We start from the raw sequence: 20093 nt of genomic DNA on the forward strand, positions 1-20093 counted from the left end.
GCGAAGCACCCGATAGAGGCGCATGCTCACGGCGTTCCTTTAGGAGAGGAATGCACCATGAAGCACTTCATCGCGCTGGCGGGGGCCATGCTCGTAGCGACGCCGGCGCTCGCCGAAGACTGGGATTTCATGCTCACCAACGGCTCGGGCAAGTCGATCAAGACGATCGAGCTCGCCCCGACCGGCACGACCGATTTCAAGCCGCAGACCGTCGATACCGAAATGCGCCGCGACCCGGTCATCAAGGTCGGCGCCAAGACCACGGTTCGCTTCGATAAGGCGGAAAAGCAGTGCCGCTATGATCTCAAGGCGACGTTCGAGGACGGGACCAGCATCGTCTGGGCCGGAGCGAACATCTGCGAGAACAGCTACATCACGCTGAAGCTCACGAACGGGAAGCCTTCGCTCACGGCAAGCTGATGCCGATATCCGCGGCATGGCGGGCGTTGACGGGCTCGAACCGCCGACCCTCTCGGTGTAAACATTGGGATAGTACCGAGCCTTGGTATCCCGGCAAACGCTATCCCGGCAAACGCTATCCCGGCGTAATTGCGCGTGCCCAGTAAGCGCAGTCCTGAGCGGCCAACCATGCCAAAAATACGGTCTTCGGTTCACAATCGACGTCATTTGGAACGGAAGCCGATGGCAGTGGTTCGATCCCCTTGGGATCCCGGCGGAGCAGGTTTCCAGCCATGACAAACGAAATCAGGATTACGCGCCGTGAGCTGATTGAAGCGGGTGCGGTTGCTCCTGCACTGCTTGCGGCGAGCGAGGTGGCCGCGCAAGCGCGAGACGCGGGAGCTCCGACGGCGAGCGTGACGCTCACGGTCAACGGCCGGCGCGAAACGCGCGATGTCGACACGCGAACCACATTGCTCGACTTCCTGCGTGAGCATCTCGGGCTGACCGGCAGCAAGAAAGGCTGCGATCATGGTCAGTGCGGCGCGTGCACGGTGATCCTCAACGGCCGCCGCGCGAATGCCTGTCTGACATTGGCGGTAATGGCCGATGGCGACGAGGTCACCACGATCGAAGGGCTCGGCGGCGACGACCGGCTCCATCCGATGCAGGAGGCCTTCATCAAGCATGACGGCTTCCAGTGCGGCTATTGCACGCCGGGGCAGATTTGCTCGGCGATCGGGATGCTCGATGAAGCGAAGGCGGGCTGGCCGAGCCATGTCACTGCCGACGTCGCCTCTCGGCCCAGGCTCGATGATGACGAGATCCGCGAGCGGATGAGCGGCAATCTCTGCCGCTGCTCTTGCTATATCGGCATCCTCGCCGCGATCAGGGACGCAGGAGGTGTGGCATGAAATCCTTCACCTACGAGCGCGCTTCCGATCCAGTCTCCGCCGCGCGCGCAGTTGCGGCGCGTCCCGACGCCAAGTTCATCGCCGGCGGAACCAACCTTGTCGACCTGATGAAGCTGCAGATCGAGGCGCCGGGGCATCTGGTCGACGTCAGCCGGCTCGATCTCGATCGCGTCGAACGAGTGGACGGCGGGCTCCGCATCGGCGCCGAGGTGCGCAATAGCGACCTCGCCGCCAATCGGACGGTGCGCGACCGCTATCCGGTGCTCGCCGAGGCGCTGCTTGCGGGCGCCTCGGGCCAGCTCCGCAACCGGGCGACCACGGGCGGCAACCTGCTGCAACGGACGCGCTGCTATTATTTCTACGACCCTTCCAAGCCCTGCAACAAGCGCGAGCCGGGCTCAGGCTGCTCGGCGATCGGCGGGTTCAACCGTATCCATGCGATCCTCGGCGCGAGCGAGCGCTGCATCGCCACCCATCCCTCCGATATGGCGGTGGCCATGGCCGCCCTCGACGCGACGGTCGAGACGATGAGGCCCGACGGCAGCACACGGCGTATCCCGATCGCCGAGTTCCATCGCCTTCCCGGCGGCACGCCCGAGGTCGAGACGGTGATCGAGCGCGGCGAACTGATCACGCATGTGACCTTGCCGCCGCCGCCTCGGGGCCGGCAGAAATATGTGAAGGTGCGCGACCGCGCTTCCTATGCCTTCGCATTAGTCTCGGTGGCGGTGGCGGGGCGAGCGGTGGCGCTCGGCGGCGTCGCGCACAAGCCGTGGCGGGCGAGCCGGCTGGAGGCTGCGATCGCCGGCGGAGCGCCGGTCGCGCAGGCGATCGATGCCGAGTTCGCGCCGGCGCGGACCTATCCGCATAACGCCTTCAAGGTGCCGCTCGCGAAGCGGGTGATCGCCTCGGCTTTGGGCGAGGAGGTCTGAGATGACGCAGCAGCAGCCGACGCCCGAGGTCATTCCGCTTTCCGACACCTGGCGCGATGCCAAGATGGTGGGCGACCCCGTCCACCGGCTCGACGGGCCCGCCAAAGTGCGCGGCCAGGCGAAATATGCCTATGAGTATCGTGGTGCCGGCGAGGTGGCCTATGGTTGGATCGTGGAGGCGACGATCGCCAGGGGCCGGATCGCCGCGATCGACACCCGGGCGGCCGAGAGCGCGCCGGGGGTGCTCATGGTGATGACCCACGCCAATGCGCCCAGGCAGGGTGGTCCGCCTCCGCGCCCGACCCAGCCCAACCGCTTCGATCGGCCGATGCCGGTGCTGTTCCAGCCGGCGGTGCGTTATCATGGCGAGCCGGTGGCGCTGGTGGTCGCCGAGACGCTCGAGGCGGCGCGCGCCGCAGCGGCGCTGGTCACAGTTCGCTATGCTGCCGGCCGCGCCACGGTCGATTTCGAGCGGAACCGGGACAAGGCCTACAAGCCGGCCAACCGCATCAACGCCTTTGCGCAGCCCGATACCAGCGAGGGCGACTTCGCGGGCGCGTTCGGTGCGGCGCCGGTCAAGGTCGATGCGACCTATGTGACCTCGTACGAGCACAATATGCCGATGGAGCCGCATGCGGCGATCGCGGAGTGGCAGGGCGATCGGCTGACCCTCTGGTCGGCGCAGCAGAATCTGGGCACCGCCGTCGGCACGATCGCCAAGACATTGCTGATCCCGCCCGGAAATATCCGCGTGCTGAGCCCGTTCATCGGCGGCGGCTTCGGCTCCAAAGTGCCGGTGACACCCAATGCGATCCTCGCGGCAATGGCGGCGCAGCAGCTCGGGCGGCCGGTCAAGATCGCGCAGACCCGCCAGCAGATGTTTGCCAACACCGCCCATCGGCCGCTCAATCATCAACGCGTGCGGCTGGGCGCGGAGCGCGACGGGCGGCTCATCGCTTTCGCGCATGACGTGATCCAGCAAACGACGCCTTATGACGAGTTCATTGAGCAGACCGCCACCTTCGGGCGCGGCATGTACCAGGCGCCCAACCGGCTGACGACCAGCCGCGGGGTGATGCTCGACATGCCGAGCGGCGACATCATGCGCGCGCCGGGCGAGCAGCCGGGCAGCTTCGCGCTCGAGAGCGCTATGGACGAGCTGGCGCACGCGCTGAAGATGGACCCGATAGAGCTGCGCCTGCTCAACGAGCCGGCACGCGATCCCGAGGGCGACAAGCCCTTCTCGAGCCGCAGCCTAGTGGCGTGCCTGAAGGAGGGCGCAGCCAAGTTCGGCTGGGTCCAGCGGCCGAGCGCGCCCGGATCGCTGCGGCAGGGCGACTGGCTGGTCGGCTTCGGTGTGGCGGCGGCAACCTTCCCCGCCTTTGTGCGGCCCGCATCGGCAATGGTGGAGCTGACGCCCGACGGCACTGCGATCGGGCGGGCCGACTTCACCGATCTCGGAACCGGCAGCTGGACGAGCATGGCACAGATCCTGGCGAAGGAAACCGGGCTGCCGGTCAACCGCGTCAGGTTCGAGATCGGCGATTCGCGCTTTCCCCGCACCGCCGGCTCGGGCGGATCGTTCGGCATGACCAGCGCGGGCGCTGGCGTCCACCGCGCGTGCGAGAACCTGCGCGCGGAAATGGGGAAACTCGCCGGCGCCAGCGGCGCGGTGAAGCTGGCGGAGGGGCGCGTGCACTGGGACGGTCAGGCGCAGCCGCTGGCCGAGTTCATGCGGCGATACGCGCCGAAGGGTCTTTCGGCGCAGGGAGGACAGGGTGGACTGCCGCCGCCCGAGAAGCTGCCGGTTTCGGCGCATAGCTATGGCGCGCAGTTCGTCGAGATCGGCGTGCACCGCGTCACCTTCGAGCTGCGCATTCGTCGCGCGCTAGGCGCGTTCGCTGCGGGACGGATCATCAATGAGCGGCTCGCGCGTTCGCAGCTGCTCGGCGGGATGATCATGGGAATCGGATCGGGGCTGCACGAGGAATCGGTGGTCGATCCCCGCCATGGCCAGTTCGTCAATCGCGATCTGGCCGAATATCACATACCCGTCCATGCCGACATCCGGAACCTCGACGTGCTGTTCATCCCTGAGCGCGAGGAGGTGTTGAATCCCTTGGGCACCAAAGGCCTGGGCGAGATCGGCATCGTGGGAGTAGCGGCAGCGATCGCCAACGCGGTGTTCAACGCGACCGGTGCGCGCGTGCGCGAAGCACCGGTGACGCTCGATAAGGTCATGGTGGGACCCGGCCAAATGTAGCGCTTCGTCGTTGCGTATCAGCGCGCTTCAGTCTCTGAAGCTTCCCTGAAGAGCTCAATCAGACTGGAGGCTCGAATGAATTGTGGGTCGACCTAGCTTTGAGGTTCGCCGTGCTATGCGACCGCTAAGCGCGCCCTCATTCCGGTCGTTCGGCCGGTGCGCGGACGACCCTGAAAGCAGTCGTTCGTGCAGACGCAGGCCAGGTGTCGGCTATTGGGCGGGAATCTGCCCAGCCGCTCGGGGTGCCGGTCTGAGTGAAGCGGACATTATGCTGAGGTTGCGGGAGTCCACTTCAACGGCGAGACTGCTCGAGTTGCAGTCTCGCCGTAGATGTCGGAGATGATCAGAGCTTGCCCTCCGCAAGCAGCTCCCGGGTGCGCTTAAGCGTCGACAGCAGGGCAGCTTTATATCCATTGTCGCCGTCGAATTGTGCCTGCTCCGCCTGCTCCTCGGGGCCGTTCGGCGCGTTGCCGCGCAGGCCGAGATGGCAATAGAAGCGCAGTTGAAGCGCGCCGGCTTCATCCTCGTAGAGCTCGTTGATGATCGCGCCTTCGCGCAGGCCGGCGGCCTGGAAGAAGGTGACCTTGCGCTCGTGCTCCAGCACGACGATCTCGCGCAGATCGGCGCCGCCGATCGTGGCTTCGCGGACGAAATGCGTGACGCTCTCCTCCACGACATCGCAACGGGTGCACAGGCCGGGCGGAAGGAACAGGCGCGCGTCGCGGGCCTTCAGCTCCAGCCCGGCCCATGCCTGCGCGCGAGTCAATTTGATCTCGCCCTCGGGGTTCACCGGGACGGTGGCGGTCGAATAGATCATAGAATATCTCCTTGTTGCGGGTTGCCGCGGGCTGGGCTCAGGCCGCGATTTCGGCGGCGAATTCGCGATAGGTGCGCAAGGGGCGGCCCAGCAGCGCAGTGAGGCGATCGACGTCGCCGGCAGCGGGGATCATTCCTTCGGTTTGGAAGCGCTCGGCCATCAGGCGCATGTCGTAGGCCATCCAGCTTGGCGCGAACTGCCGCAGGTTCTGCTCGAATCCGGCGATGTCGTCGCCCGGATAGGCGATCGGACGCCCCAGGACCTCGGTCCAGATCGCGGCGACGTCCGCCCCAGTCAGGGTGTCAGGGCCGACGATCGTGATCCGCTCGAGCGGAAGCGGCGTGCTTGCCTGTTCGCGGCGAATGAGCTCAATTGCCGCGACCTCTCCCAGATCGCGCGCGTCGATCATGGCCAGGCCCTTGCCGCCGATGGGCATCGGGTACACGCCATAGCCGGTCACCACGTCCTTGATGGTGAGATCGTTCTGGATGAAATAGGCGGGGCGCAGGATCGTGGCGTTGAGGCCCATCTGCTCGATCATCCGCTCGACCGCGAGCTTGCCCGCGAAGTGCGGCACGTTCACATAGAGATCGCCGTGGATCACCGACAGGTAGACGATCCGCTCGATGCCGGCGTCACGGGCGAGGTTGAGCGCGATGAGCGCCTGGGTGAATTCGTCCGCCGCCACCGCGTTGAGCAGGAACAGCGTCGAGACACCCGAGAACGCGCTGCGCAGGGAGTCGATGTCGAGCAGGTTGCCCTGAACGACAGTGACGCCCGCGGGGAGGTTCGCCTTGGCAGGATCGCGAACGAGCGCGCGCACATCGGCGCCGCGGTGGATGAGCTGTTCGACGACATAGCGTCCGACCTGGCCGGTAGCGCCGGTAACGAGGATGGTCATGAGGGTAACTCCTGGTTGATGCCAAATGGCACTCCCAGAAATTGGTGATCCACATGCGCGCCAATAGACGCTAGATTTGGACACAGCGTCTCACTGGTGGAACACATGGACCTGCTCGCTCTCGCCGATTTCAATCTCGTCGCACGGCACGGTGGCTTTGGACGCGCCGCGCGCGCGGCCGGACGCCCCAAGGCCACCTTGTCCCGCCGGGTTTCGGAGCTGGAAGCCAGCCTGGACCTACGGCTGTTCGAGCGCGGCGCGCGCATGCTCAAGCTGACCGAGGAGGGGCGCGCTCTCTATGAACGGACGGGCGCGTTGCTCACCGAGCTCAACGAGACCGCGGCTGCCATCGCTTCCGGTGGACACACACCGCGCGGGCGGTTGCGGATCAGCGCGCCGTTGCTGTTCTCGCAGATCGCGATGGGAAAGCTCGCCGCCGGATTCACCGCCCGTTTCCCCGAGGTGCGGCTCGAAGTGACAACCGAAGATCGGCCGGTGGACATGATCGAGGAAGGTTATGATCTCGTGATCCGCGTTAACCCGGCTCCGGACGAGAGCCTCGTCGGACGCCCGTTTCTGCGCGATCGGTTGGTGGTGGTGGCAAACCCCTCCATCGCTCGGCCGAAAGACGGCGAGGCGGCTCCTGCGGTCATTCGCGGATCGTTCGATCAGACCGTGGACTGGAGGGTGAAGACCCCGGATGGGGTGATCCGCATCGCGGTCGAGCCGGTCCTCAGCGTGTCGTCGCTGGTCATGAACCGCGACGCGGTCCGCGCTGGGGCTGGTGCCGGACGCCTTCCGATATCGCTCGTCAGTCGCGATCTGGCTGCCGGGACCCTGGTGCATTGGGGCGACATCGACGGGCCGGAAATCGCCTTGTGGGCGCTCTATCCCTCGCGCCGCTTGCTGAGCGCCCGCGTGTCGGCATTCCTCGACTATCTCAAATTGGCCTTTCCTACGGGGGCGCCGGACGAACTGGCCGCCTTTGTCGCAGGGTGAATGAAGGTCGGCTTCCGGAATTCTTACGCCCAAACATCGATGTCCGAACTTGGGGCGCTAGCTGACGTCCGGTCTCAAGTTCGCATAGCCGGCGGCTACGCGCCCTCATTTCGGTCGTTCATCGCGTTTAGGGCGATGCCCACAAGCTGTCATTCGTTTGGGTCGAGGAGTAGCGGCAGCTAGCAACCCACTTGCGACCGTTCAGCCGCATCGCCGCTGCCCTCATCTTCTGGCTCTGATCACGAATCCTGACCGTGGCGACATCACAATCGGAGCGCGCGACTATTCGGTCGACAGGTCGGTATCCGCGACCAGGCCGCCTGGCGTCAGAAAGACCAGCAGCTCGGTGTCGTGGAGATCGCCTTTGACGCGATAGGACAAAACATTGGCGACAGCCTCGCCATGACGCGAAATGCCACGGCCCTGAACAGCCTCATCGTGAAGCAGTTGGAGCGAACGGATTCCGCCCAAATCGATCGAACCGCTGAAATTGCGTTTCCGCCCCGGCGCGATCGCAGCTGAATCCCGGACGGCGGTCACACCCTTCTCCATAGCAATCAACCCGGCCTTCACGAGTGCCGCGCGCTTCGGATCTTGATGCTCGATCGGCACTGCGGCGGCGAAAACGGGCGCGAGACGTGGAATGACGCGGCGGTTGCCGTCCGCGCCGATCACCGCCATCCCGTTTACCCTGCCGGCCCCATCCTTCACCGGCATGAGCGACGTCGCGTCCTCCTCGTTCCAGAAGCGCCCGTCCGCTGTCGCCAGAAATTCGACCGGGCTTCCACCGCCAAGCCTCGCCGAGAATCCGCGCGGCGCCGGCAACAACGCGAGCATATAGTTGCCCCAATATTCGTAATAGCCGGCAGCCGCCGCGAGTGTGGCATGATCCGGGCGCTTCAGGGCCGGCGCAGGGCCCAGATGTGGTGGGCGCAGCGCGGGAAGATACAATCGCGCGATTCCGCCCGCGATGCGCCGGCTTTCGGCCAGATCGCTCTGGTTGACGGCAACGATCACCGTGACATGGTCATCCGGGTAACGTTGCATGCTCGACAAGAACCCGTTCATCGCCCCGTTGTGCGTGATGAGGGGATGGCCGTTGACCTGCGAGACTTCCCAGCCGAAGCCATAGCCGGTCGCCTTGCCGTCATTGAGCGTGCCCGAGGTCCACATTTGCCTGCGGCTGTCGGCTGTGAGCAGTCTGTTTCCGTTCAGAGCGGCCTCCCAGCGGACGAGGTCGCGCAGCGTGGATTGTAGCGATCCCGAGCCGCGAAATCGCGTGGGGCTGCGGGGCAGGCACAGGCGCAACGCGCCCCGCGCCCAAAGATAGCCCTGGACCCGGTTCGGCGTGATTCCGGTCCGGTCGGCCACGCGCGTGGCGGACATTCCGGCTGGCCCGAAGATACGCGCCTGCAGGAAGTCGCCGTAAGCCTGTCCGCTGACGCGGCTGACGATGATGGACAGCAGGTCATAACCGAGATTGCTATAGGCGAAGGCCGTACCGGGCAGCGCCAGGAGCGGCAGCGCCGTCGCCGAGGCGAGGAATTCGGGCTCGCTGAAATCAGCCAGTTCCGTCTTGGCGTCGGTGGAGATGCCGTCGGTCGCCAGCCCCGAGCTGTGGTTCAGCAATTGCCGGATGGTGATGTCACGCCAGGTGGGCGGCGCTTCCCCAAGATATCGGTTGATAGGATCGTCCAGCGCCACTTTGCGATCCTGGACCAGGAGCATGATCGCCGCCGCGGTGAAGGATTTGGTGAGCGAGCCGATGTCGATGACGCTGTCTGGCGTCATTGGCGTGTTCAGCTCCAGATTGGCTCGCCCATAGCTCTTCAGTTTGACCACTCGGCCGCGATCGATCACCGCCAGCGACAAGCCCGGCACGTGCTGCGACTCCATCTGGCGAGCGACGTAAGCATCGAGGGCGTCCGCGCGGGCCGCGGTCGCGCCGACCGTTGCAGCCACCACGATCAAAACAGCGCGTGCGGCCGCAGCCACGAAAGTTACGGTTCTAGCCATCCCCTTCACCCATCCTGTAAGTGGCTCGAGTGCAGGCCGCTCCCACATGGAGGATCCGGCCGAGCCGTCAGCTGTTGAATGACGCGCGTCGCTGAATTCGCCTCGCAACTTAGCCTTGGTTCCCGCTCCTTCCGCGCGCTCGGCGTTCGATGAGCTTGCTCTTCATCCGCCTGCGCTTGCACGACGATTACATTTGTAGACGTTGCGATTACAGCTGTAAACGCAAGAGCTGGATGAACGAAGGAGGAGCGCTCATCCGCGCGGGCCGTCTTCGCATCGCGGCAGGGTCAGGCACATCTTGAGCTCCTCAAGGAGCGTGGGCTGGGCCACAACAGTCTATGGCGCTGCGCAAGTTCGCGCTCGGGCTGGAAGCATTGCACGCTTTTGTCGAGCATGCTCCTCCGACGCGCGTCCATCAGCCCATGCTGGCATGCAGGCGATGGAGAGGGAGCTGGTGAATCCGCGGCTCTGACCAGGATGTGCCCGTCCGCTTTCGACCTTTCGAAGCTTTAAAGCCGACGGGCGGCGCGTTCGTGCTGGGGATTCTCGCGGGTGCGGTGTAATATGCACCTAGTCAGCAGATTTGCCTGACCGCGCGAGCAGAAGGATCTCAGGCAGCATTGCCGTTGCCGGGGGTTGGCAAACTGCTCTAACGGCGCAGCTTGTTCTGCGCTGCCTTGCGATCGTTGCGGGCCGCGACGAAAAACAAGATAATAACGACTCCCAGCAGGCCTCCCATGGCCATTCCCATTGTCTGGCCGAGGACCGCCTGGAAATCCGATGTGACGCGAGCGGGATTGGCCATGCCGTAACGGGCGAGATACCACCATATGCCTGCCAAGGCCGCTTCGATGATCACCATCACCAGGATCAGTCTCGCCTTCTTGCTCATCAGCATTCCTCGACTAGCGATGCCTTCGGCCTAGCATGGTGGATCGAACGGCGACAACGTTCGTGGCTGCGGCGTTCGCCGGTGCGCCTAATTTAAATCGTTCAGGCGCGGATTCACGATTCCCAAAGCGGATGAACATCGACCAGAGTATGGCGGCATAGGGTGGACGGCGTTCCAACCGCCGCCATGAATCTTGCTAAGCGTTCGGCGGTTCAATCGGGAACACCAGCAGCGTTGAGGTTGCAGAGGCGCACAATCGTCCCTGGGCATCGACAAGCCGCGCTTCGGAGAAAGCCACGCGCCGGCCGAGGGTTACCAGCTTGCCCTCCACGCGCACAGGCCCGCTTTGGTCGCTCAAGGCACGATGATAGGCGACTTTCAGCTCGAGCGTGGTGTAGCCTTGCCCCGCTGGAAGGCTCGAATGCACCGCGCAGCCACAGGCGCTGTCGAGCAGCGTGGCGGCATAACCACCATGCACCGATCCGATCGGATTGAAGACCTTGCGCGTCGGCGATCCCTCGAACACGACGCGCCCGCGCTCCAGCTCGATCAGGACGAATTCAAGCGTTTCTCCGATCGGCGGATGGATGTTGGCGCTCATCAGCGCGGCGAGCTGATCGTGGCCGTCGAGACCGGCGTCATTGGCGAGAATGTTCATGCAGCACGCCCCTTGCGCGCCGCCATTTTCGGATCCGGTGAATTCCTGCCGTCGATCCACGCCCGAGTCTTGGTCAACAGCTCGTCCGCCAGCGCGGGATCATCGATCGACCGGGCGAGGATGAGCGCGCCGACCATCGCCGACCAACTGCCGATCGCCGCCAGGCGGCGCTCGGCGGCATCAGCCCCCGGCATGGCATCAGCGAGGCTGTCGATCTGCTCCGCCAGAACCCGCGCCATGGACGCGCGCGCTTCCGGCGCCTGTTGCCGCATGAGGCCCGCCAGGGCGGCCGTCGGACAACCCAGCCCCGGATGATCGCGATGGCGCCGCGACAGATAGGCATCGATCCAGCCGTCGATACCGTCCGTCGCTGACTGACTGCCCGAAGCATGACCGATCGCGTGCGCGATCAGATCGTCCTTCGATCGGAAATGCCCATAGAAGCCGCCATGGGTAAGCCCTGCCGCCTTCATCACTTCGGCGACGCTCACCGCCTCGAAGCCCTTCTCGCGAAACAGGCGTCCGGCCTCGGTCAGGATGCGGCTGCGGTTCTCCGCCATCTGCTCCCTGCTCACCTTCATTTCCAGCTGACTCCACGGGTCATTGACATATTCATGATAACGATCATATATAACCGTCATTGATGACAATCATCATGAATATAGCTTCAATCCAGCGAAAGGCAAGGCCATGACCTCCAAACCATCCGTCCTCGTGACCGGCGCTTCCACCGGCATCGGCGCGGCTTACGCCGAGCGCTTCGCGCGGCGCGGCCATGACCTGGTGCTGGTGGCCCGTAACACGGCGCGGCTGGAGGCGCTGGCTGATCGTCTGCGGGCCGACACCGGCGCTACGATCGATATCCTCTCGGCAGACCTTGCCGATACCACCCAGCGCGTAGCGATCGAGGCGCGCCTGCGCGACGATGCAAGGATCGGAATCCTCATCAACAATGCCGGGACGAGCCTGGGGGGCACCTTCATCGAGCAAGCCATTGACGACATCGACAGGCTGGTGGCGCTCAACACGACCGCGCTTGTGCACCTCGCGCACGCCATCGCCCCCCGCCTTGCGCAAGCGGGCGAAGGCGCGATCGTGAATATCGGTTCTGCGGTCGGCCTCGTGCCGGAATTCGGCATGCCGGTCTATGGCGCGACCAAGGCCTTCGTGCTGCATCTCTCCCAAGCGTTGAGCCTCCAGCTCGCGTCCCAGGGCGTCTATGTCCAGGCTGTGCTTCCGGCCGCGACCCGCACCGAAATCTGGGGCCATGCGGGCGTCGATGTCGACACCCTTTCGGGCGTGATGGAAGTGGACGATCTGGTGGACGCGGCCCTGGTCGGCTTCGACCGGCGCGAGCCCGTCACCATCCCACCACTTCACGACGTGGGACAATGGGAAGCTTTCGAGGCCGCGCGTCAGGCCATGATCCCCGGCTTCGCGCAGTCCCGACCCGCCGATCGCTATCTGGCGACCGCGTGAGAAGCCACGGAATTACGCAAACGCATTCACCACATTCGAACGGAAATCGAGACGATGACCGATACCGATCTGTTCAGCCCTTACGACCTCGGCGGGCTCACGCTTGCGAACCGCATCGTCATGGCGCCCTTGACCCGTAACCGCGCCGCAGCCGGCCTTGTCCCGAACGACCTGGCGGCGGACTATTATTCGCAGCGCGCGAGCGCCGGCCTAATCATCACCGAGGCTACGCAGGTTTCGAAGCAGGCCCAGGGCTATCAGGATACGCCCGGCCTCTACACGCCAGACCAGATCGCCGGCTGGCGCAAGGTGACCGACGCGGTTCATGCTAGGAACGGGCGCATCTTCGCCCAGCTGTGGCATGTGGGCCGCGTCAGCCATGTCGATCTTCACGGCGGAGAGGCACCAGTCGCGCCGTCGGCGATCCGCGCAGAGACCAAGACCTTTGTGAACAACGGTTTTGCCGATGTGTCGCAGCCGCGCGCGCTCGACCTGGAGGAGATCCCGGGCATCGTCGATGACTTCCGCCGTGCAGCAGCCAATGCGATCGAGGCAGGTTTCGACGGGGTCGAGGTGCATGGCGCGAACGGCTATCTGCTGGACCAGTTCCTGCGGGAAACCGCCAACGTCCGCACCGACGCCTATGGCGGTTCGATCGAGAACCGCGCCCGGCTGTTGATCGAAGTGACGGCCGCGGTGGCGAGCGAGATCGGGGCGCAGCGGACGGGCGTCCGCCTCTCGCCGGTGTCGCCGGCAAGCGGCGTCGTCCCGGCGAGCGACGAGCAACCGCAGTTCAACCACGTAGTGGAAGCGCTCGACGGACTCGGCATCGCCTATATTCATGTGGTCGAGGGCGCGACAGGCGGGCCGCGCGATGCGCGGCCGTTCGATTTCGACGCGCTGCGCAAGAAGTTCCGCAACACCTATATCGCCAACAACGGCTACGATCTGGAGCTTGCAAGCTCACGCCTCGCGGAGGGGAAGGTGGACCTCTTCGCCTTCGGGCGTCCCTTCATCGCCAATCCCGATCTGGTCGAGCGGCTCAAGAACGATGTGACGCTCGCTCAGCTCGACCCTGCCACGCTTTATGGCGGCGGCGCAAAGGGCTATACCGACTATGCTGCCGCCGCCGTCGCGGCCGAAGCCTGATCAGGAGAAGCGTGCCATGAAGGCCTTCATCCTCGATCGCTACAAGACGCGGACGCTGCGTCTCGATGACGTGCCGGAGCCGGCGCCCGATCCCGGCGACGTGCTGGTCAGGGTGGAGGCCGCCGGCCTCAACTTGCTGGACGCCAAGATCCGGGACGGTGAGCTCAAGTCGGTCCTGTCCTACAAAACGCCGCTTGTTCTCGGCCACGACCTTGCCGGGACCGTCGTCAAGGTCGGTGCGAATGTGCGGCGCTTCAAGCCGGGCGACGCGGTATACGCCCGTCCACGCGATGGTCAGATCGGCACCTTCGCCGAGCAGATCGTCGTCAAGGAAGCCGATCTCGCGGCAAAGCCCGTCAAGCTGTCGATGGTGGAAGCCGCGTCGATCCCGCTGGTCGGGCTGACCGCGTGGCAGGTGCTGGTGGAACGCGCGCAGATCAAGCCGGGGCAAAAGGTGCTGATCCATGCCGGATCGGGCGGCGTCGGCACCTTCGCCATCCAGCTCGCCAGGCATCTCGGTGCGACGGTCGCGACGACAGCGAGCGCCGCAAACGCCGCGCTGGTGAAGGAGCTGGGAGCGAATATCGTCATCGACTATCGCAGCCAGAGGTTCGAGGAAGAGTTGTCGGGCTACGATGTCGTCCTCAATAGTCTCGATGCCGGCACGCTGGAAAAATCGCTCAAGGTTCTGAAACCTGGCGGCCATCTGATCTCCATTTCGGGCCCACCCGATCCCGCCTTCGCGCGCGCGCGCGGGCTGAACCCGGTGCTGCGTCTCATGCTGCGACTGATGAGCGCCAGGATTCGGCGCGAGGCGAAGCGCGCGGGCGCCGATTATTCCTTCCTCTTCATGCGTGCTGATGGAGGCCAGCTCGACCAGATCACCAAGCTGATCGAGGACGGCACGATCCGCCCGGTGGTCGATCGCATCTTCCCCTTCGCGGATTTGAACGAAGCCTTTGCCTACATCGAGACGGGACGCGCCAAGGGCAAGGTTGTCGTCACGCTGAAGTGACGCACGCTGCCAGGAACCATAGAAGTCGATAGCCGCGGGGGAGCCTCGTCCAGCACCATTACCTCAAGGGTGTCGGGAGCCGATGCCCCTTCCGGGACGTCGCCCACTTTTGGACTACAATGTGCGGTGAAGCCGTGCCAGGGCGCTCCCGGGCAGACGAACCATGGTGCCATCGGTCCGTTCCCCGCGCCAGGGAATGGAAGCCGAAATTGCGCTAGCCGGCGCGGATAACCAAGTGGGGCAACGCTTCCTCTTTCGCAGGAAAGACAGTTGCCAGTGGTTGGTGCGGAGCAGCGAAGACACGGTGGCACGATGATTCTGACCGAGATCTTGCTGCCCGAGGGCGCCCCACTCTCAAACGGACTTTTATACTTGTTGAGCAGTGCGCCGGTCGGTCGAGGTCAGCCTGAGGGCATCATTTCCTCAATTCAACAAAATAGACTTGTCTATTATCCCGCTTTTCTGTGCCGAGCTTTGCCGCCATCGTCAGCTCGCGATATTGGATCCTGGTCAGAATTTTGCCGAGTTTCGGAAAGCCGCGTGCTGCGGCATTGGCCCTCGCCATATCCTCCGGCAATGCCCGAATGCGGGTGAGGTCATAGCCGGTCAGCGCGCAATTCACCTGATCGCTTTTTATGCGTTCGCAACCCTTTTCGGTGAAGCTGGGAGCGGGATTCTCGGCAAACAAACCATCGACCAGCAAAATTTCTCCGGGCCTTGCCGTGAACGACGCAAAAGGCGTTGTCAGAATTGCTTGTACTTCAACGCCGTCCACCTTCACTTCTTTTGTCGTTTTATAATATCCAGCGGCTCGTCCCTGGCTAGTCACGTTATCGGTATAAGTGCCCCATTGTACACACTGATCGCTTCCGGCTATAGCCATCGCGCAATAATTGGATTTCACCGTTTCGGTGACATAGGCTGCATTACGCCATTCCTGACCCATTTGATATTCGGAGAATTTGGTTTCTCTGAAAGAGACCTGACCTATTCTGGAGGCCCCGCCCGTGCCGCGGCTCGCGCCGGCCCGGGGAGCGCGCGTCCGGGGCAACTTATAGCTGCCACCGGTAAGGGTGTAGGTTCCCGGGGCAACGATATAGACCATGTACCGTGTGCCGCCTGACGTGAAACTGTAGAAAGCGCGGTCGAGCTCGCCGCTTTTGAAATCCGAATCATTTCCAACGGTGAAGAAACTTTCAGGCCGTTGCCCCTTCCAGACAGACGTGGATGTCCGGTCGATTACAAACGTCCCTGTTCTGCTGGATGTATATAACGCGCTATTATCGATCATGGCGTCTTTATTGGGGTATTTATGATCTAGATTGATTGTTGCGGTGACGATTATGCTCATCCCATTCTCTAAGGCATCCAAAAAAAGCTGGTCGGTCAGCGCGGCATTTCGGGCTGCCCCTTCTCTGCCTTTATCTCCTGGCGCCCTTTGAGCATGCGCAGGCACAGCTACGCACGTCATTATTGCCGCAACGGCAACCCAACCGCCAAATCGCGATGCGAGATCGGAATGGATCTTCGTCATGAGCACCTCAAATTTGAACTAAGCATTTACAATGTAATGAACGATATCGATAAATATGCCGTCTGCAGTCAGCGCATTTTATGACGATCGTCATCCATCACTCATAAGATCTGATGTTGGATTGATTTCCTTCACCGCCTGATTGTTCTGAAAACATCCGAAGCCTGACGAAGCGGTCGCAATGACTATCCTGCCACAATTTCCCTGGGCGGATAGTCCGCCTTTTCAGAGGGGCACTGTCCTTGCATCATGATGCCTTCCTTTCCGGCCGAGAACCATTGGGATGAAGCAAAGGCATCAGGCTCAACCGGGGCGACAGCTTTATAGATGCAAACATCGGCTTTGCCGCCATCGGGGGTGATTGCTACTGCCCAGTTATAGGAGTCCTCGGCGCGATTTTCTGCGCCCCATGCAACGATACGCCCATTTTTCTCGTAGATCGGAACTTCAAGGCCGCGGGTGCCATAGATAAAGGCACGGTCATCGGCATCACGGAGCACGGATCGGATCGCCGCCTTCACAAGCGGGTTATCCAGAAAGCGCTGTCCGTCCACCTTGTCTCCAGGATATTTGCCGACATAGCCGGATAGGCTGACCGATGCCTTTGCCGCAGCGTTGGAGGCGTCGGTTGCTGTATCCGATTGTATGATCGCTCCAGCCTCCGCCTGCACATTGCTGGCGGTGCCGCTCGCACTCTCCTTTTCCGCCGATTGCGGCCCACAAGCTGAAAGTATAAAAATAGCCGCAATTGGCGTGATCAGTACGTTTTTCACAAGCACGCTACCCTCACCATCCACTGCACTCTGGCGTGATCTGTATCAGGTGGCATTTTGCGGACAACCCCGCGAAAATTCCGCGGTACGGCACCGGACTTGCCCTGCCTGACAGAACGGAGACTGCGTGGGACCAGCGGCAGCTATTTCGGCGGCGATGCCCAATGCGGCCGATCCGCAATCGGCCACCTCCCGTCATCCCCTCCCAACGGCTATTATGCGCCCTCTTACCTGTCGTTAAAGCGCTGTCTTCCCGTTCCCGACAGCGGACGCGCTCTCAGGCTGACGTCCCTGCTGCGCAGGCGTGACGCTCATGCCTCAGTTAGCGGCCACTTTCGTAGCTCACACCAATCGATGGGACCACTTGACCGCTAACTCTACATATGTTGTATTGTTTTTGTAATGGCCGTTACTCGCCGCCCGTCGCGCCAAATGCGCATCTTGCTTGAACAGCTGTTGGCCCATGCCCCGCGGTTGCAGCACGGATATGAATTGATGAAGCAAACGGGGCTGTCTTCAGGCACGCTCTATCCGCTTTTGATGCGAATGGCCGATCAAGGGCTCGTAGAGGCGGAATGGCAGGCGCCTTTACAGCCTGGCCGACCGGCGCGTCACGCCTATCGCTTGACTACTGGCGGCGCGCAGTTCGCTCGCGACGCGTTGCGGGATGACGGAGGTGCGCCGCGCGGCGTGCCGTTCCCCGCATGACCACTACATCGGCCAGGCTGGTGATGGCGCTGGCGGTGCAGAGCCTCGGCGAGCATCGCATTGCATGGGCGCAGGCGATGGCAGCCGAATTCAAGGCCGCGGAGGAAGACGGGCGTCCGCTTCGTTTTGCACTGGGCTGCCTGATCGGCGCGTGGCGGATGATGCCGGCCCATGCCGAGGGCCGCTTCGTACTTGCCAGCTATGCCCTGTCGCTAGGGGTGCTCATCCCCGTAGCCGCGATGCTGGCGCTGGCCGCAGCGTTTGGCTTCCCCTTCTTCGCTGCAAGCGACGGCGTCGATGGTTACCTTTGGGGCAGTGGCGCTCATGTGCTGCTTCTGAATGACGGAAACATGATTGTCGCGCCCTCCCTTGCCCTTTTGATGATGGCGATGGCGGCACTCCACCTTCCGCTCGCCTGGTGGATGCTGGACGGCGATTGGGATCGCGTCGCCGCCGCCAACCGATTCGGCGCGGCAGCCGCTACGACGCTGGCGATCGTCATGAGCCTTGCCGCGCTGGACCCGACTCGACTGTTGCTGCCGATTGCGGTGCTGGCCGCGGAGATGGCCACGATCTGGGCGCTGACGCGGTGGTACCAACGACTCTTCGGCGACGACGACGCTCTCGACGAGTTCGCTGCGGCGAGCTGAGCAAGACGCAATCGAGGGGAGCAAGACGTGCCAAGGGCAAGAACAATCGTGCCGCACCGACTTGTGCAACATGTGACGTGGTTTTTCCTCGTGCTTTCACTCGCGATTGGCCTCGTTGGACCAGGCCGGGCGGATGCCCAGCAGGTGCAGACCTATGGTGCATCGCGCTGGCAGATCTGGGGCACGACGTCCGGTTATGGCCTTGACCAAACGGTCTCCGGAGGCGGAACCGTGGCGGTGCAGCCGCGGACGGGGCCCGGCGAACCCTGGTCGAGCGGCGCAGGCATGACGATCCCGGGAAGGATCACCTCAGGAGAGCGCGTGACCGCCATTTTCTGGGCTCGCGCAGCGCGGCCGGTGCGGCTGACCGTGGCATTGCAGGGTGGCGCACCGGGCTATGCGCGCTTTGCAACGATGGAGGCGGCGTTGACGTCTGCCTGGCAGCAGGTGTCAGTCAGCGGCATAGCACCCAGTGACTTCGCCGCGGATTCACAGTCGCTTTCGGTGCCGCTCGGTCTGGCAGGCGCCGAGGTCACGCTGGGGCCAGTTGCATTCCTGCGCGGAACTGTCGACCGCACTACCGTCGTGCGCGCCTTCGCCGATTTCCGACCTGCGGAAATCGTCGTCGACGTCCGCCTCCAGTCCAAGCCCGGCGTAATTCTGGCCGGGACGCTGCGCTTGCCGACCGGCCACGGCGACGGCCCTTTTCCGATCGCGATCCTGATCCAGGGGCATGGGCCCAATGGGCGCGGTGGATTCCCGGAGATTATCAAGCGGCTGACCGGCGACGGCATCGCGACTCTTGAATATGACAAACGCGGGATCGGGCAGTCGACCGGCAAATACGAGGAGGACATAGAGCGATTGACCGCCGACGCTGCGGCCGCCGTAGCGGCGATGCGCCGCCAACCGGATGTTGACGGTAGCCGCGTCGCGCTGGTCGGGCAAAGCCAAGGCGGTGTGATCGCACCTGCGGTGGCGGCTGCTGACCCGACGATCGCAACCGTGGTCATGCTCGCCGGATCGGTCGGGGACGGACTGCCTTACCTTCGGCAGGCGATTTTCAGTCAAATGATCTTTGCCGGTCGGCCCGAGGCGACGGCGGGCCCCGCGGCCGATGCCGCCATCGCGCTCCTCCAGGCCCGGATCGACGGCAAGGATGCAGCGACGATCGAAACGTTACGCGCGGCGGTAATCAAAAAGTTCGAGGCAGCGGGTTTTCCGCGGCCGATGGCGGAACGCGCGCTGGCGACGATCGACACGCCGACCGCGTGGAAGGCAAATCAGCTTCGATCGGCCTCCGATCTCAAGATGCTGCGGATGCCGGTCCTGGCGGTGTTCGGGACCAAGGACCCGCTCGTTGTGGCTTCTCACGAAGCCCCGGCGGCGCGCGCGGCGCTGACCGATAACCCACGCGCACGCGTGGTGGTGCTGGACGGGCTGAGCCACTGGTTCCAGGAAGGCGCCGTTACCGGCGCGTCAGCGGAAGGTACGAAGCTGGGCCCGAATCTCGGGTCGCCGCGCCTGGTGACGCTTGTCGGGGACTGGCTGCGCGATGTGCTGGCGCCGGGAAGCGGCAAACCAGAGCGCGCTAGAGCGGTTTGGGATCGAATTACATCCGATCAACGATCTCACGCCGACATCGTCGCCGAAGGCCCCTGCCTTGCCGGGTCAGCTTCGGCTATCAGCTTGCTTATAAGCGGCCTGGCAGCTTACGGCCCCTAAGCAGCCATCAAATACCCTTCAGGAACCGAGGGTATCTTCGTGCACGAGTTCGCTGGATACACAGCATCATGACCGGGTCTGGCCGATGCCGTCCAATCACAAAAAAATGGCGGTTTTCCGCGGTCTGGATGGTGGGCGCTGACGGGCTCGAACCGCCGACCCTCTCGGTGTAAACGAGATGCTCTACCAACTGAGCTAAGCGCCCGGCCGCTCGGCCGTGTGCGCTCCGATAGGCCGGTTCGGCGCGCGCGTAAACCGGGCGGTGCACG

At 63.6% G+C, this 20093-nt stretch carries 19 protein-coding genes and 1 tRNA gene; 11 read left to right on the top strand and 9 right to left on the bottom strand.

Translation table 11 applies throughout. From position 1 onward, the window contains the following. The first annotated feature begins 57 nt into the window (after positions 1 to 57). From OK349_RS10980 to OK349_RS10995, 4 genes are all read left to right on the top strand, one after another. Complete coding sequence (locus tag OK349_RS10980) at positions 58 to 420, top strand: hypothetical protein (protein ID WP_265117845.1); 363 nt, start codon at positions 58 to 60, stop codon at positions 418 to 420. A 272-nt stretch (positions 421 to 692) separates the two neighbouring features. Further along, positions 693 to 1313: a 2Fe-2S iron-sulfur cluster-binding protein gene (locus OK349_RS10985; protein WP_265117846.1), complete on the top strand. Its 621-nt coding sequence runs from the start codon at positions 693 to 695 to the stop codon at positions 1311 to 1313. Continuing rightward, positions 1310 to 2245: an FAD binding domain-containing protein gene (locus OK349_RS10990; protein ID WP_265117847.1), complete on the top strand. Its 936-nt coding sequence runs from the start codon at positions 1310 to 1312 to the stop codon at positions 2243 to 2245. The genes OK349_RS10985 and OK349_RS10990 overlap by 4 nt, the downstream gene beginning before the upstream one ends. Before the next feature lies 1 nt (position 2246). Continuing rightward, positions 2247 to 4508 carry a xanthine dehydrogenase family protein molybdopterin-binding subunit gene (locus OK349_RS10995; RefSeq protein WP_265117848.1) on the top strand — a complete coding sequence of 754 codons (2262 nt, stop codon included), beginning with the start codon at positions 2247 to 2249 and terminating at the stop codon, positions 4506 to 4508. A gap of 343 nt (positions 4509 to 4851) precedes the next feature. On the opposite strand, the gene OK349_RS11000 is transcribed toward OK349_RS10995, so the two are convergent. Then, positions 4852 to 5325, bottom strand: a complete 474-nt coding sequence (locus tag OK349_RS11000; protein WP_265117849.1) for an SRPBCC family protein — start codon at positions 5323 to 5325, stop codon at positions 4852 to 4854. Between the two features lie 37 nt (positions 5326 to 5362). Continuing rightward, on the bottom strand, positions 5363 to 6226 hold the full coding sequence (locus OK349_RS11005) for an SDR family oxidoreductase (RefSeq protein WP_265117850.1): 864 nt from the start codon (positions 6224 to 6226) through the stop codon (positions 5363 to 5365). A 105-nt stretch (positions 6227 to 6331) separates the two neighbouring features. Here OK349_RS11005 and OK349_RS11010 point away from each other — a divergent pair, with 105 nt between their 5' ends. Next, positions 6332 to 7225, top strand: a complete 894-nt coding sequence (locus tag OK349_RS11010) for a LysR family transcriptional regulator (protein WP_265117851.1) — start codon at positions 6332 to 6334, stop codon at positions 7223 to 7225. A gap of 282 nt (positions 7226 to 7507) precedes the next feature. Here the strand turns inward: OK349_RS11010 and OK349_RS11015 are convergent, their stop codons facing one another. The 4 genes from OK349_RS11015 to OK349_RS11030 form a co-directional block, all read right to left on the bottom strand. After that, on the bottom strand, positions 7508 to 9220 hold the full coding sequence (locus tag OK349_RS11015) for a serine hydrolase domain-containing protein (protein ID WP_265117852.1): 1713 nt from the start codon (positions 9218 to 9220) through the stop codon (positions 7508 to 7510). 670 nt (positions 9221 to 9890) lie between these two features. Then, complete coding sequence (locus OK349_RS11020) at positions 9891 to 10133, bottom strand: hypothetical protein (protein WP_265117853.1); 243 nt, start codon at positions 10131 to 10133, stop codon at positions 9891 to 9893. Positions 10134 to 10329: 196 nt separating this feature from the next. Further along, positions 10330 to 10791, bottom strand: coding sequence for a PaaI family thioesterase (locus OK349_RS11025; protein ID WP_265117854.1), 462 nt, complete (start codon positions 10789 to 10791; stop codon positions 10330 to 10332). Next, positions 10788 to 11432 carry a TetR/AcrR family transcriptional regulator gene (locus tag OK349_RS11030; protein ID WP_265118587.1) on the bottom strand — a complete coding sequence of 215 codons (645 nt, stop codon included), beginning with the start codon at positions 11430 to 11432 and terminating at the stop codon, positions 10788 to 10790. Before OK349_RS11030 ends, OK349_RS11025 begins: the two co-directional genes overlap by 4 nt. 49 nt (positions 11433 to 11481) lie before the next feature. Between OK349_RS11030 and OK349_RS11035 the strand changes: the two genes are divergently transcribed. The 3 genes from OK349_RS11035 to OK349_RS11045 are packed head-to-tail and all read left to right on the top strand — an operon-like array spanning position 11482 to position 14434. Further along, the gene (locus OK349_RS11035; RefSeq protein ID WP_265117855.1) at positions 11482 to 12270 is read left to right on the top strand and encodes an SDR family NAD(P)-dependent oxidoreductase; all 789 of its coding nucleotides are present in this window, start codon (positions 11482 to 11484) and stop codon (positions 12268 to 12270) included. A gap of 54 nt (positions 12271 to 12324) precedes the next feature. After that, positions 12325 to 13419 carry an alkene reductase gene (locus tag OK349_RS11040; RefSeq protein WP_265117856.1) on the top strand — a complete coding sequence of 365 codons (1095 nt, stop codon included), beginning with the start codon at positions 12325 to 12327 and terminating at the stop codon, positions 13417 to 13419. 16 nt (positions 13420 to 13435) lie between these two features. Continuing rightward, positions 13436 to 14434 (top strand): NADP-dependent oxidoreductase, encoded by a 999-nt coding sequence (locus OK349_RS11045; protein WP_265117857.1) that lies wholly within the window; start codon positions 13436 to 13438, stop codon positions 14432 to 14434. A gap of 415 nt (positions 14435 to 14849) precedes the next feature. Here OK349_RS11045 and OK349_RS11050 read toward each other — a convergent pair whose 3' ends face one another. Next, positions 14850 to 15968, bottom strand: a complete 1119-nt coding sequence (locus OK349_RS11050) for a hypothetical protein (RefSeq protein ID WP_265117858.1) — start codon at positions 15966 to 15968, stop codon at positions 14850 to 14852. A gap of 185 nt (positions 15969 to 16153) precedes the next feature. Beyond that, a complete protein-coding gene (locus OK349_RS11055; RefSeq protein WP_265117859.1) occupies positions 16154 to 16741 on the bottom strand; it encodes a hypothetical protein in 588 nt (195 codons plus the stop codon). A gap of 432 nt (positions 16742 to 17173) precedes the next feature. On the opposite strand from OK349_RS11055, the gene OK349_RS11060 reads away from it, so the two are divergent. From OK349_RS11060 to OK349_RS11070, 3 genes are all read left to right on the top strand, one after another. Further along, positions 17174 to 17449 carry a PadR family transcriptional regulator gene (locus OK349_RS11060; RefSeq protein WP_265117860.1) on the top strand — a complete coding sequence of 92 codons (276 nt, stop codon included), beginning with the start codon at positions 17174 to 17176 and terminating at the stop codon, positions 17447 to 17449. Further along, complete coding sequence (locus OK349_RS11065; protein ID WP_265117861.1) at positions 17446 to 18099, top strand: hypothetical protein; 654 nt, start codon at positions 17446 to 17448, stop codon at positions 18097 to 18099. The genes OK349_RS11060 and OK349_RS11065 overlap by 4 nt, the downstream gene beginning before the upstream one ends. A 72-nt stretch (positions 18100 to 18171) precedes the next feature. Further along, entirely contained in the window at positions 18172 to 19824 is a 1653-nt protein-coding gene (locus OK349_RS11070; RefSeq protein WP_265117862.1) for an alpha/beta hydrolase family protein, read from the top strand. Positions 19825 to 19953: 129 nt separating this feature from the next. Here OK349_RS11070 and OK349_RS11075 read toward each other — a convergent pair. Continuing rightward, positions 19954 to 20029: transfer RNA gene (locus OK349_RS11075), tRNA-Val, on the bottom strand. Positions 20030 to 20093 lie beyond the last annotated feature (64 nt).

It is taken from the genome of Sphingomonas sp. BT-65, from assembly GCF_026107375.2.
Lineage (GTDB): Bacteria > Pseudomonadota > Alphaproteobacteria > Sphingomonadales > Sphingomonadaceae > Sphingomonas.

Excerpts from the sequence above, each read along its gene's own strand:
- OK349_RS11050 (WP_265117858.1), bottom strand. The coding sequence starts at position 15,968 with ATGACGAAGATCCATTCCGATCTCGCATCGCGATTTGGCGGTTGGGTT.
- OK349_RS11020 (WP_265117853.1), bottom strand. The coding sequence starts at position 10,133 with ATGAGCAAGAAGGCGAGACTGATCCTGGTGATGGTGATCATCGAAGCG.
- OK349_RS11060 (WP_265117860.1), top strand. The coding sequence starts at position 17,174 with ATGCGCATCTTGCTTGAACAGCTGTTGGCCCATGCCCCGCGGTTGCAG.
- OK349_RS11045 (WP_265117857.1), top strand. The coding sequence starts at position 13,436 with ATGAAGGCCTTCATCCTCGATCGCTACAAGACGCGGACGCTGCGTCTC.
- OK349_RS11025 (WP_265117854.1), bottom strand. The coding sequence starts at position 10,791 with ATGAACATTCTCGCCAATGACGCCGGTCTCGACGGCCACGATCAGCTC.
- OK349_RS11030 (WP_265118587.1), bottom strand. The coding sequence starts at position 11,432 with ATGACGGTTATATATGATCGTTATCATGAATATGTCAATGACCCGTGG.
- OK349_RS10990 (WP_265117847.1), top strand. The coding sequence starts at position 1,310 with ATGAAATCCTTCACCTACGAGCGCGCTTCCGATCCAGTCTCCGCCGCG.
- OK349_RS11065 (WP_265117861.1), top strand. The coding sequence starts at position 17,446 with ATGACCACTACATCGGCCAGGCTGGTGATGGCGCTGGCGGTGCAGAGC.
- OK349_RS11000 (WP_265117849.1), bottom strand. The coding sequence starts at position 5,325 with ATGATCTATTCGACCGCCACCGTCCCGGTGAACCCCGAGGGCGAGATC.
- OK349_RS11005 (WP_265117850.1), bottom strand. The coding sequence starts at position 6,226 with ATGACCATCCTCGTTACCGGCGCTACCGGCCAGGTCGGACGCTATGTC.
- OK349_RS11040 (WP_265117856.1), top strand. The coding sequence starts at position 12,325 with ATGACCGATACCGATCTGTTCAGCCCTTACGACCTCGGCGGGCTCACG.
- OK349_RS11010 (WP_265117851.1), top strand. The coding sequence starts at position 6,332 with ATGGACCTGCTCGCTCTCGCCGATTTCAATCTCGTCGCACGGCACGGT.
- OK349_RS10995 (WP_265117848.1), top strand. The coding sequence starts at position 2,247 with ATGACGCAGCAGCAGCCGACGCCCGAGGTCATTCCGCTTTCCGACACC.
- OK349_RS10985 (WP_265117846.1), top strand. The coding sequence starts at position 693 with ATGACAAACGAAATCAGGATTACGCGCCGTGAGCTGATTGAAGCGGGT.
- OK349_RS11035 (WP_265117855.1), top strand. The coding sequence starts at position 11,482 with ATGACCTCCAAACCATCCGTCCTCGTGACCGGCGCTTCCACCGGCATC.
- OK349_RS10980 (WP_265117845.1), top strand. The coding sequence starts at position 58 with ATGAAGCACTTCATCGCGCTGGCGGGGGCCATGCTCGTAGCGACGCCG.